The sequence below is a fragment of the Salinibacterium sp. NK8237 genome (assembly GCF_015864955.1).
Lineage (GTDB): Bacteria > Actinomycetota > Actinomycetes > Actinomycetales > Microbacteriaceae > Rhodoglobus.
The window spans coordinates 532976-545124 of sequence record NZ_JADYWE010000001.1; the positions used below are offsets into that span (position 1 = coordinate 532976).

13 protein-coding genes are annotated in these 12149 nt (G+C 59.5%); 6 read left to right on the forward strand and 7 right to left on the reverse strand.

What is annotated here, in order from left to right:
* Both I6E56_RS02585 and I6E56_RS02590 read left to right on the forward strand, forming a co-directional pair.
* The gene (locus I6E56_RS02585; protein WP_197135818.1) at positions 1-765 is read left to right on the forward strand and encodes an aminotransferase class IV; all 765 of its coding nucleotides are present in this window, start codon (positions 1-3) and stop codon (positions 763-765) included.
* A gap of 91 nt (positions 766-856) precedes the next feature.
* Positions 857-1519 carry a DedA family protein gene (locus tag I6E56_RS02590; RefSeq protein WP_307842824.1) on the forward strand — a complete coding sequence of 221 codons (663 nt, stop codon included), beginning with the start codon at positions 857-859 and terminating at the stop codon, positions 1517-1519.
* Positions 1520-1620: 101 nt separating this feature from the next.
* Here I6E56_RS02590 and I6E56_RS02595 read toward each other — a convergent pair whose 3' ends face one another.
* The 5 genes from I6E56_RS02595 to I6E56_RS15270 all read right to left on the reverse strand — a co-directional run bounded on the left by I6E56_RS02595 (position 1621) and on the right by I6E56_RS15270 (position 5574).
* Positions 1621-2532: an ABC transporter substrate-binding protein gene (locus I6E56_RS02595; RefSeq protein ID WP_197135821.1), complete on the reverse strand. Its 912-nt coding sequence runs from the start codon at positions 2530-2532 to the stop codon at positions 1621-1623.
* A gap of 2 nt (positions 2533-2534) precedes the next feature.
* Positions 2535-3287 carry an ABC transporter permease gene (locus I6E56_RS02600; RefSeq protein WP_197135823.1) on the reverse strand — a complete coding sequence of 251 codons (753 nt, stop codon included), beginning with the start codon at positions 3285-3287 and terminating at the stop codon, positions 2535-2537.
* Positions 3284-3970 carry an ABC transporter permease gene (locus tag I6E56_RS02605; RefSeq protein WP_197135825.1) on the reverse strand — a complete coding sequence of 229 codons (687 nt, stop codon included), beginning with the start codon at positions 3968-3970 and terminating at the stop codon, positions 3284-3286. Before I6E56_RS02605 ends, I6E56_RS02600 begins: the two co-directional genes overlap by 4 nt.
* On the reverse strand, positions 3967-4794 hold the full coding sequence (locus tag I6E56_RS02610) for an ABC transporter ATP-binding protein (protein WP_197135827.1): 828 nt from the start codon (positions 4792-4794) through the stop codon (positions 3967-3969). The genes I6E56_RS02605 and I6E56_RS02610 overlap by 4 nt, the downstream gene beginning before the upstream one ends.
* Positions 4795-4923: 129 nt before the next feature.
* Complete coding sequence (locus tag I6E56_RS15270; protein ID WP_197135828.1) at positions 4924-5574, reverse strand: TetR/AcrR family transcriptional regulator; 651 nt, start codon at positions 5572-5574, stop codon at positions 4924-4926.
* Positions 5575-5677: 103 nt separating this feature from the next.
* Between I6E56_RS15270 and I6E56_RS02620 the strand changes: the two genes are divergently transcribed.
* From I6E56_RS02620 to I6E56_RS02635, 4 genes are all read left to right on the forward strand, one after another.
* Positions 5678-6361, forward strand: a complete 684-nt coding sequence (locus tag I6E56_RS02620; protein ID WP_197135830.1) for an SOS response-associated peptidase — start codon at positions 5678-5680, stop codon at positions 6359-6361.
* Positions 6362-6420: 59 nt separating this feature from the next.
* Complete coding sequence (locus tag I6E56_RS02625) at positions 6421-7473, forward strand: App1 family protein (protein ID WP_197135832.1); 1053 nt, start codon at positions 6421-6423, stop codon at positions 7471-7473.
* A gap of 79 nt (positions 7474-7552) precedes the next feature.
* Positions 7553-9349: a glycoside hydrolase family 15 protein gene (locus I6E56_RS02630; protein WP_197135834.1), complete on the forward strand. Its 1797-nt coding sequence runs from the start codon at positions 7553-7555 to the stop codon at positions 9347-9349.
* Positions 9346-10389 (forward strand): FUSC family protein, encoded by a 1044-nt coding sequence (locus I6E56_RS02635; protein ID WP_197135836.1) that lies wholly within the window; start codon positions 9346-9348, stop codon positions 10387-10389. The genes I6E56_RS02630 and I6E56_RS02635 overlap by 4 nt, the downstream gene beginning before the upstream one ends.
* On the opposite strand, the gene I6E56_RS02640 is transcribed toward I6E56_RS02635, so the two are convergent.
* Both I6E56_RS02640 and I6E56_RS02645 read right to left on the reverse strand, forming a co-directional pair.
* Complete coding sequence (locus I6E56_RS02640) at positions 10390-11592, reverse strand: glycoside hydrolase family 3 N-terminal domain-containing protein (protein ID WP_197135837.1); 1203 nt, start codon at positions 11590-11592, stop codon at positions 10390-10392. It abuts the gene before it with no gap.
* A 33-nt stretch (positions 11593-11625) separates the two neighbouring features.
* Positions 11626-12096 (reverse strand): hypothetical protein, encoded by a 471-nt coding sequence (locus tag I6E56_RS02645; protein ID WP_197135839.1) that lies wholly within the window; start codon positions 12094-12096, stop codon positions 11626-11628.
* Positions 12097-12149: the final 53 nt, after the last annotated feature.

The following is a 12149-nucleotide window of genomic DNA, read 5'->3' on the forward strand; positions in this document are numbered from 1 at the left end:
ATGAGTGCGGACGCAATTTACCGGTGGCAGAACGACCAACTCCTCGAAGTTTCCCCCGACGACGTGCCTGAAAACCCCATGACCGTCGCCGATTCGTGGCTCGTCGACTCCGGCAAGGTACTCGCCCTCAACCTTCATAAGCAACGATTCTTGGATGCCGTCCCCGCTGCCCAGCAAGAAACTGCTGAAAAATTCTTCACGGCTGCGATCGCGGCTCTCCCCCGCGCTGGCGCCTGGTTTCCGCGCGTCGAGCTTCGCGGAGCCGAGTTCCTTCTGCGCTTGCGCGCCAACCCCGAGTTGCACCGCTCAGCGAAGGTGATCAGTTTCACGGGTGAGGATCCTCGGAGCCAGCCCAGCATCAAAGGGCCAGACATTCCCGCCCTGGGAGCCCTGCAGGTTGGCGCTCGCGCTCACGGCGCCGACGAAGCAATCATTCTCACCGACGAAGGCTTTGTTATCGAGGGCGCCTACAGTGCGATTTTGTGGTGGCGCGGCGAAATTCTCTGCGGCCCCCCGACGGAGTTCGCACGCGTAGACAGCGTGACCGCCCGCAGCGTGCTCACCCTGGCGCGGGCTCTCGGGCTCGACACCCACGAAGAAGCCGTGACCCCGGCCGAACTCGCCGAAACCGAAGTGTGGGTAGTGAATGCTCTGCACGGCATCCGTATCGTGTCGGAGTGGGTTGAGGGGCCAGCTGTCGCGGAGAAGCCGGGCCGTCTCGCGCAGTGGCGCACCCGGCTCGGAGCACTCGCTCGCACCATATAGCCAGTCTGCTTTCGGCTTGGCTCGCTAGGCTGATTCTGTGGATCCCGCTGACCTTGCCCTCAACACCGCAGCCGCCGCTGCCGGCGTTGATATCGGCCAATGGGTCAACGATGCGCTGAGCTACATTCTTGACACCGTGCAGTCGGTTGACCCGGTACTGCGCACCATTTTGGCGGGCGTCGCGATCATGCTCGAGACCTCGATCTTGGTCGGGCTGCTCGTGCCCGGCGATACCGTGGTCTTAGTCGCCAGCTCAGCAGTGGGCAGCATTCTCGAGGGTGGCATCCTCATCGCCGTCGTTATCATTGGCGCCCTCATTGGTGAGAGCGTCGGGTTCGCCTTGGGGCGCTTCTTCGGCCCCAAGATCAGGCACTCGAAGCTCGGCAAGCGCATTGGCGAGCAGCACTGGGTTCAGGCCGAACGCTATCTTGGGCGCCGCGGCGGCATCGCGGTATTCATCTCCCGCTTCCTGCCGGTGCTGCACTCGTTGATACCGGTAACGGTCGGCATGAGCACCATGCGTTACCGTACCTTCATGGCGTGGACCGTTCCTGCCACCAGCATCTGGTCAATCGGCTATGTCTCCGTCGGCGCCCTCACCGCCGGTAGCTTTCGGGAACTCCTCGATCAGTTGCATTACGCGGGCTACATTTTCGTCGCCGTTGTGGCAGCGCTTGCGATCATCGCGTTTGTCGCCAAGAAATTGTTGCACCGCTCCCAGCAGCGCCATATGGAACATCACGACAGCGAATAAACGTTAACGACTGAGGGGCGGATGCTCGTGCATCCGCCCCTCAGTGCTGAACTAGTCAACAGTGCTGAACTAGTCAGCTAGGTGTTGTTGCTTGGCCAGTATTAGCTGAGACCGTTTTCGCTCAACCACGCGCTGGCGATGTCGTCAGACGACATCTTGTCAACGGTGCTCTGAACGTTAAGGGCTACGAGGCCTTCGGGCGTGAGCTTGGCGCTCACAGCGTTGAGCACGTCAGCAACAGAGTCAGCGATATCTGCGTTTACCAGCGGAACAACGTTGGATGCCAAGAAGAGCCCCTCAGGGTCAGTCAGGCTCACGAGGTTCTCGGTCTGGATGCGCGGGTCGGCGCTGTAGACGTTCGCGATGTTGATCGTTCCCGCTACGAGAGCGTCAACGGTCGTGTCGCCGGTCGCGGTGAAACTGACGGTTGCACCGTAAGTCTCTTCAAGACCGGCGGGGCCGTAGGGACGCTCTTCGAGTTCAGCGTTGCCGCCGAGCTTGAGGTCGCTCACGCCAGCCAGGTCCGCGAGCGTGACAAGCGAGTTCTCCGCGGCGAAGTCAGCAGTCACGTTGTAGGAGTCCTGATCGGTGGCAGATGCCTGATCGAGAACGGTGAGACCCTCGGGAAGTGCGTCAGCGAGCTCTGCATAGACCTCGTCTGAAGCGGTAGCCGTGGTGTCGGCGCTGTAGAACTGGAGAAGGTTTCCCGTGTACTCGGGCATGATGTCTACTTCGCCGCTTTCAAGAGCAGGAAGGTAGGCGTCGCGCTGACCGATCTGGAACTGACGCTCCACATCAAAGCCGGCGTTTTCGAGTGCCTGCGAGTAGATTTCCGCAATGATTTCGTTGGAGTAATAAGCCTGCGATCCTACGACGATGGTGTCGCTAGAGGCGTTATCATCACTCGATCCAGTGTCCAGGGGATCACTAGTTGCACACCCTGACAGGGCAATTGCAACCCCGACCGCGGCGGCGCCAAGCGCGAGCCGGCCTTTGTTCTTAGCTGTGAACATTTCTATCCTCTTCTTTCTTGGGCAACTTTTGCTGCCACCGTACGTCGTCGAGGTGACGACGTTCGGACATCTTTAGCACGCCCAGCCGAAACTCCGCGGGGAACCGCGAATTGTTGCAGCAGAGCAAATATTCCATCGAGAGCGAGTGCGAGCGCCGCGATCAGCAGAGCGCTGCCGAGCATCTCGTCATAGCGCTGGAGGGGAAGGCCGCGGAAGATATAAATTCCGAGACCACCAAGGCCGACGTAGGCCGCCAGAGTAGCGGTGGCGACGACTTGCAGCGTGGCCGCCCGCAACCCACCGATTAGCAGCGGAAGCCCCAGTGGCACTTCCACTTTCCACAGGATCTGCCACTCAGTCATACCAATTGCGCGGGCCGAATCAATTACTCGACGGTCGACAGCCTCGATGCCCGCATAGGCACCAGCCAGAATCGACGGGATGGCGAGCAACACGAACGCGGTGACGGCGGCAATCTGCAGTTGAGTCTGGGCCACTCCGAAGAGGAGAACCAGCAGCAGGATGAGGCCGAAAGACGGCAGGGCTCGAGCCGCACCAGAAAGTCCGACAGCAAATTCGCGTCCCTTTCCGGTGTGCCCGATGTAGAACCCCAACGGCACTGCGATCAACGCGGCGATCACTACCGAGAGGAAGGTGTAGAACAAGTGCTCTTCGACGCGCACGGGGACGGGGTTATTGCCGCCAAGACGTTCCGGCGAGAAGAGCCACTGAACTGCTTCTACGAGGAGGTTCATACAAGCTCACCTTCCCTCACGGGTTCAGCGACAGGCTTCTTCTTTTTCTTAGCAACCGTCGCCCACGGCATAAGGAAACGTCCGAGCAACACGAGCGCTCGGTCGATGAGTAGCGCAACAACCACGGTCATGACAACGCCGGAGAAAATCTCCTCGGTGATGCGACGCTGAAAACCGTTGGTGAAGAGATAGCCAAGGCTTTCGACTCCGATCAGAATTCCAACCGTCACGAGGCTGACGGTGGAAACCGCTGCCACACGCAATCCGGCAAGCACGACAGGACCGGCGAGCGGAAAGTCGACCGTCCAGAATCTGCGCCAGCCGCCAAAACCGACAGCGGTGGCAGATTGACGAATCGCGGGATCTACGGAGGCGAGAGCATCCGCTACTGAACGAGCCATGATGGCCACCGCGTAGAGCGTGAGCGCAATCATGATGTTGTATTCGCTCAAGAAAGGAATCCCTAGCAGCGGTGGCAAAATCACGAAGAGCGCGAGCGAGGGAATCGTGTAGAGCAGCCCGGCAAGGGTCAGCAGGATGCCCCGAGTGAGCTTGAAGCGATATGCCAGCCACCCGAGGGGGATCGAAATGAGGAACCCGAGAACGATCGGCGGAATACTCAACCGAATGTGTTCAAGCGTGAGGCCCCAGATCAGATCAAGATTATTGATGATCCAGGTCACGCTAGTTCTGACCCTCCTACAAGAACGCCGGCGCCGCGGCCTTCACTGTCGACAAGAATTGTTCCGCTAGCGGTCTTTTTGAGCGTGAGCGCGCGCTTGCCACGGTCAGTCCCGATGAAATTGGCGACGAAGTCGCTTGCCGGGGCTGCCATGATCTCGGTCGGGCTGCCGACCTGCGCGATCTTGGCACCCTTTTCGAGAATGACGACCTGATCGCCGAGCAAGAATGCTTCGTCGATGTCGTGGGTCACGAAGACGATCGTCTTGTCGAGCTCGTGCTGCAACCGAATGGTTTCTTGCTGCAACTCCGCACGCACGATCGGGTCAACGGCACCGAAGGGTTCGTCCATGAGCAGGATGTTGGGGTTGGCCGCAAGTCCGCGCGCTACTCCGACGCGTTGCTGCTGCCCGCCCGAGAGTTGACTCGGGTAGCGGTCGGCCAAGCTGCGGCTGAGACCGACGGTGTCAAGCAACTCGAGTGCTTGCTCCCGTGCTTTCTTCTTCGGCACGCCATTGAGCATCGGCACCGTGGTGACGTTATCGATCACCTTGAAGTGCGGCAAGAGCCCGGAGTTCTGCATGACGTAGCCAATGCTGCGCCGGAGAGCAACCGGTTCTTTGCTCATGATGCTGACGCGATCGATTTCGATGTCGCCATCCGTGGGATCAACCATGCGGTTGATCATTCTCAACAGCGTTGTTTTACCACTGCCGGACGAGCCGACGAAGACCGTAATCTTGCGTGACGGAATCACGAGATTAAAGTCTTCTACGGCCACGGTCCCGTCGGGGAAACGCTTGGTTACTGCTCGAAATTCAATCATAATTTCGGCTCATTCCTCGCGCCTCTACGCGGATCGACACTTGCCAGCACTATTAGCTAAACAGTATTCGACGCCGCTGTCATTCCCGATTGGGCATAACTAAGGCAAATTCGCATAAAGCGAACTTAACTACCAGCTGATGTTCTCCGCAATGAAGCCGCGAACATAGGAGGTGCTTACGGTAATGAACTCTTCGTCGCCCTGCGGGTTCATCAAGAATGCGCGTGCCACGAGTGCATCGCTCATCTCAAGACCTGCTTCAAGCGTGAAGCGAGTTGCTGCGGAGTTCTCGACGCCAAATCGCGCTGAGAGTGCCTCAACGATGCGTTCGGCTACCAACGACTTGTGCGTGCGGCCGTTTGGCAGCGGGCGCAGGTCAAGCTGGTCGCCGACTCGCAGGCCGCGGAACCCTGGCTCTGTGCGGTACGTGTCAATTACGGAAGCAAACGCCGTGCTCAATGCCGCACGCCAGTCAGCGTGGGCTGGATCGTTGATGGCTTCGGTGATTCGTGCCATCACTCGATCGAAATTGCGCGATCCCAGAGCCTGCAACAATACGATGCGGTCGGGGAAATAACGGTAAACGGTGCCGATCGATGCTCCCGCGCGTTCGGCAACCATAGCGGTGGTTAGCCGCTCGATTCCGACCTCGTCGACGACGGATGCTGCTGCATCAAGTAGTGCGGTTAGACGAGCTGTGCTTCGTGCTTGCACTGGCTCGTTGCGTAGCGAGACTGCTGGTTCAGTCACGATCTCAATGGTGGTTGTTTGTGCGGACACAATGGCCCCCTTCTCGGTGTCTGATCAATCCTAACCTTTAGAACGATTGTTCTACGTGGGGTAGAAGCTCACTTTTTCTGGCAATAGGCCGTAAAATTCATATATGTGCGGTCGATTTGCTATGGACGACACGGTGAACCAGATGATCACCGAGTTTGTTTCGGCGACGGGTAGACCACCCGAAGAGTGGCAAGCCGATTGGCTGGCAACGCCAGTCGTGCGCCCAACGGATCAGGTCCCGATACTTCTCAAGACGACGCGTGACCGCGATGACCCCAAGTCAGAAGTGACTCCCCGAGCGGCACTCGCGCAATGGTGGCTCACGCCTCCCTTCTCCCCTGTACTGCGTGGCAAGTATCCGACCTTCAATGCTCGCAGTGAGACAGTCACTGAGAAGCCAACCTTTCGCTCTGCGGTAATTAGTCAGCGCGCAGTGCTGCCAGCGATTGGCTACTTCGAGACCAAGAAGAGTGGAGCGAAGCCTGTTCCCTATTACATTGCGCCCGCCCAGGGACTCATCTTCTTCGCTGGTCTCTACTCGTGGTGGAAAGATCCCGCCGCCGACCCGAGCGACCCCACGCGCTGGCATCTGACGACCACTATGTTGACGCAACCGGCGGCCGGCGCACTTGCCGACATCCATGACCGGATGCCTGTCCTCGTAGCCCACGACGCGATCGATGAATGGATCGACCCACACACTCGCGGAGACCGCTTTCTGGTCGATAACGTGGTTACGGCATCCGCAACAGTGAGTGAACAGCTTCGTGCTGTGCCGCAGCTTTAGGCAGCCCTAGAGAACTCGTGTGCACCCCGGATGACCGCCAGTCACCCTAGGCTGGCTTCATGGCTCGAACCAGCGCGTCCAACACTCAGTCGAAAAAAGCGGGCGAGATCCTCCACCGAGCCGCCCGCATCGAGGATTCCTTTCACCGCTGGCGTGAACGCCGTGGTCGCAAGCGCGGACTCACCACCACGATTATTCCGTACAGCAGCTACGGCGCTCCGGGCTGGGCCCGTGTTCTCTGCCGAGTAGTTCTGACTCGCGGCACTGAGACGTCAAAGAAGCGTGCAGAGAAAGTTCGTGGCTGGCGCAGCTTCTTCAGCATCCCTGTTGATGATGAAGTCGTCACGGTGACCATCGGTGGCACAAAGGTCGAAGTCACCCCCAGTCGCGGTGGTGTCATCGACACTCAAATCAAGGCCACGCTGAGCCCTGGCTGGCAGACGGCCACCCTCGATTCTGCCGGTGCTGAACCAGCGATCGCCCACATCTTCGTTGTAGACCCACAGTCGAATTTCGGCGTGATTTCAGACGTGGATGACACGGTTATGGTCACGGCGCTTCCCCGACCGCTCCTCGCCGCGTGGAACACTTTCGTGCTCGATGAACATGCCCGACGCCCCGTTGCAGGGATGGCCGTGCTCTATGACCGGATCGCTCGGGCGAATCCGATTGCTCCCGTGATCTATCTGTCGACCGGCGCGTGGAACGTCGCTCCAACGCTGACCCGTTTCTTGCGTCGTAATCTTTACCCGCGGGGAGCAATGCTGCTCACCGACTGGGGTCCAACCCACGATCGATGGTTCCGCAGCGGCGCTGAGCACAAACGTGCCGAGCTGCGACGCCTCGCCGCCGAGTTTCCTCAAGTGAAGTGGCTGCTCGTGGGCGATGACGGGCAACACGATGAAGAGATTTATGGCGAATTTGCCCGGAGCCATCCTGAGAATGTGGCTGCTGTAGCTATTCGCCAGCTCTCCACCGGTGAGGCAGTTCTCGCTGGTGGGCGTAGTAGATCAGCCGAGTACGAAGAGACCTCATCGATTCCGTGGCGTTTTGCCCCCGACGGCGCACGATTGGCCATCGAGCTTCGCGAACTCGGCCTCATCAACGACTAGTTCCAAATTCTTTGTTAAATTTCGCGCACGATGCGCCTATCTGCAGGAACACGACGGTCGACGCTGCAATGATTGCCTAATGGCGTTACCAATCGAAGACTATGCCCTCATCGGCGACTGTCAGACTGCTGCCCTGATCGGAAAAGACGGCAGCATTGACTGGCTGTGCTTTCCACGATTCGACTCTGCGTCGATGTTCGGTGCGTTGCTCGGCAACGAAGACCATGGCCGTTGGCTGGTCGCTCCCCGAGCGAGTGTGGATGCCCCCGCTACCGTCACAACGACGCGCAAGTACCAAGACAACACCTTCATCCTCGTCACCAACTGGGTGACAGAAGACGGCGAAGTAGAAGTCACCGATTTCATGCCCCACGGCAACCGCCGGGCCGATGTGATTCGTCGTGTGCGGGGAATCAGCGGCAGCGTAGAGATGTACGCCGAGCTCCTCATTCGATTCGGATACGCGACCGCTCTACCCTGGCTGCACCAAGCCCCCGAGGCTGGTGGCAACGCCATTATCGGTGTCGCCGGCCCGGATGCGATCGTCGCGCGCGGTGTCGAAATGCACTCCGCGGACCACACCCACCGCGGTGAATTCACCGTGAGCGCTGGCGAAGTTCGTGACTTGACGATGACGTGGTACCCCGCCCATCGCAATCCACCATCCGAGGTTGATGTGGATTCGCTCTTAAACAGCACGCGGCAGTGGTGGCTTAACTGGTCTGACCACTGTGAGCCAACCGAGCAGTATCGCGAAATCGTCAAGCGATCACTTCTCGTGCTTCGCGTACTCACCCACGAAGACACCGGAGGGATCGTTGCCGCGGCCACGACCAGCCTCCCGGAATGGTTCGGCGGCACCCGCAACTGGGACTACCGCTACGTGTGGCTCCGCGACGCCGCCCTGACCCTGCATGTGCTTCTCGACCACGGCTACGTTGCCGAGGCTGAAGCGTGGCGTCGGTGGTTGCTGCGAGCGATCGCTGGTGACCCCGCGGACGTACAAATCATGTACGGGCTCTCAGGAGAACGCTGGCTGGAAGAGCGCGAGCTCACGTCGTTACCCGGCTATGAAGGGGCATCCCCCGTTCGCGTCGGCAATGGTGCCTTCGACCAGTTTCAAGGCGATGTCTTTGGCGAGGTCATGGTTGCTCTTCAGGCAGCACGCCGATCGGGAGTTCACGAGAACGACTTCTCGTGGCCCCTCCAGCGGGCGCTCATGTCTCACGTTGAAGACAACTGGAGCCGACCAGACAACGGCATTTGGGAGATCCGCGGGCCAGAACGTCACTTCACACACTCTCGGGTCATGCTGTGGGCGGCAATGGACTGTGCAATCACCGCTGTCGAAGAGTTCGGGCTTGAAGGTCCGATCGAGACGTGGAAAGAGATTCGCGAAGAGATTCACCAAGAAATTGAACGAGACGGGTGGGATGCCGAGCGCGGCACATACACGCAGTACTACGGCGGCACCGGCGTCGACGCATCGCTACTGCAGCTACCGCAGGTCGGGTACATCGCTGCCGACGACCCCCGCATGCTCGGCACAGTGGCTGCGATCGAAGAGGAACTGCTCTCCGACGGTCTCGTGCTGCGCTACCTCACCGAGAGCGGCGTCGATGGCTTGCCCGACGGAGAAAACCCGTTCCTCACATGCTCGTTCTGGCTAGTGGAGCAGTATGCCTCCTCAGGCCGCATGGATGACGCGACCACCCTCATGGATCGCCTCGTCGGCTTCGCAAATGATGTCGGTCTCCTCAGCGAAGAATACGACACCGTGAACAATCGCCAGGCGGGAAACACTCCTCAAGCGCTCAGCCACTTGGCACTCGTGCGCGCCGCGGATGCGATTTCGGAAGCAAAGACACCCCGGTGAAGTTTGTAACGACGCTTGTTATTGCGCGTCGTTCTCCGCTGCTGCAGGTCTTCAAAACCTCTGTGGCCGCAGTCATTGCCTGGGTCGTCGCCGGCTTTGCCGTGCAGCAATCGTTGCCAATATTCGCAGCGATCGCTGCGCTGCTCGTCGTGCAACCCAGCGTCACACAGTCGATCGAAAAAGGGCTCGAGCGCAGTATCGGAGTTGTCGCGGGCGTCGTGATCGCCCTCGGCGCCGGCCAATTCTTTGGCGATGCCAGCTGGGTCATCCTGATGGTGATCGTGCTCGCCGTTGTGCTCGCGTGGGCACTAAAACTGAGCGCCGGTTCTGCCAACCAAATTCCCATCAGTGCCATGCTCGTGATCGCGCTCGGCGGCCAAAATGCGGAATTCGCCATCGATCGCATCATCGAAACGATCATTGGTGCTGTGATTGGCCTCATCGTGAACCTGGCGATCGTTGCCCCTGTCATCGTGAGCCCCGCCCATACGGCGGTATCGCTGCTGACCAAGCACACCGCCGCCGCCCTCGAGTCCCTCGCTTCCGCCCTTCGAGTGCCCAAAACGGATGCTGAGCTCGGCGTCTTATTGGCAGACTCGCGACACCTCAAAGAACTTCGCGACGCAGCATCCGCAGCCCTGCGCAAGGGTGCAGACAGCCTTACTTTGAACCCCCGTCGCAGCAAGCACCATCGTATTTTGCGTCGGGATCGCGAGCTCTTCGAGATGCTCACCGTGATCGTCACCCGAACACTCGGAATGGCGCGTGCTATCCATGACCGCTATGACTCCGAATTGGCATCCGACCCGGTCGCACTGTCAATCGCCGGAGAGCTCGAACGTGCCGCTCATGACCTGCGGCTGCGTGGGCGCTCTCCAAACGAGCGAGAAGCAGCGCCGCCGACGCGGGAGCTGCTCACCCTCACTGCCCCGCTCACGGTACTGACGCCGCATCCGCTGCATTGGATACTGATCGGTTCGTTGCTCGAGGATGTGCGGCGCGTGCACGAAGAAATTGTCGGCGATAAGCCAACGGGTTAGCTAGCCTACAATCGCGGTGCAGTCAGCGAGACAGTGCACAAACCGACCGGTCTCGCTCGATAGCCCGCGGCGCAGCTCTAGTAATTTGAGGGCTGCATCGTCGATAACCGATTCGTCAAGTTCACCCTCATCGATTGCTTGCGAGACTGCCGTCACGATGCCAGAGGTATCGACAGCTCCGACGTACAGCAGCATCGTGTTGCCGGCCTCGATCGCGCGCACCGCGTTAGCGACTTGGTCTGAATACTCGGCCACCCCGGAGCGCTCCAGCATTCCCATATCGTCAGTGATCGATACGCCGTCGAACCCCAAATCGTCGCGCAAAATGTCGTGCCAGCGCGTCGAAAACGTCGCCGGTTCTGGATCAACAGCGGTGAATTCTAGATGCCCAAACATCACCAAGGGGGCGCCAGCAGCAATACCCTCCTCGAACGGCACCGCATGAGTGGATTGCCAGTCGTCATACGACAGTGCCGTTGTCGGGATGCTCGTGTGCGAATCCCCTTCGGCTGCACCATGCCCCGGAAAGTGTTTGAGCGTAGAAAGGATGGGCGATTCACCCTCAACGGCCTCAGCAACGCGCGCCCCCGCATCCGCTCCGGTACTGCCGAATGAACGTTCGTAGATGAAACTCGACTGATCGCTGGCAACATCAGCAACGATTCCAAAATTGACAGACACTCCCACCGACTCGAGCAGGGCGCCCCGTTGGGCAAAAGCGTCGAAGGTGGCCTGAGGATCACGATCGCGCAGTTCAATCGCCGCTGCGGCGTCATCCGTGGGCACGCGACGCACGATTCCACCCTCTTGGTCGGTAGCCACCAGCACCGGAAGCCCAGCGTCGTCGCTGAGAGCTGCGGTCTCTGCGGTGAGTTCGCTGAGGGTGCTGGGGATGTTGTCGCCCATCAGGATGAAGCCGCCGACATCCGCAAAATCGGAACTGATGCGATCGGCCGGAGCGACTCCGGGAATGTGCACCATGAGCATGCTCAATACTTTTTCACGCAGAGACATCGTGGAAAGGCGATCACTGGCATACTGCGCAGCCGGATCGATGTGCACCGGCGTTGGCCGTGGATCAAAAGTGGGCGACGGCTCGATATCGGACTGCGAATTAGCAGTGCAACCCACGAGTGCGAACGTGAGAGCGAACGTGAGAGCGAACGCCGCAACGCACGCAGGAAGTCGGCGCGCACTGGTCATGGTGCGATGGTACTCGGGATCAGAAAATTGGGATTAAGAAAGCCACGTTAACGAGGCAAAGTCTTCGGCGGTCAGCCCAAACTCTTCGGTAGCGTGGGCCACCGTTGTGCGCACATCAGGAACGTCAACATTCTTGCGCGTGATGATGTCGATACCCGACGGCGTGAGCCGGGAGCGCGAGAACCGCAGAACAACGGTATCGAAAGGTTCATCCGCCCCGACCACCTGCCAGCGGCTGGTCAACACTTTGAGCCAGCCCTGACCACGCCACACGAACTCGTCGCCCTGAAACCGGTCAGTGCCCACGATCGTCTTGGTCTCACCCGCACGGGTCGTGTAGCTCACGGTGTCAGCGAGAGTTAACTCTTCGCCCTCAACTCGCTCATAGGAAAACTCAGGACCATGGCGTGTTCCATCGAGCCACATCGGAAAATTGGTCGCCGCGACAACCCACGTGCCTGGCAGCTTGGTTGCCAGCACCGACGCATCAAAAACTTCACTCACAATGATCAACATAGGTCACAATGTCTGGGAGTCAGCGTCACGACTCCGGTAAA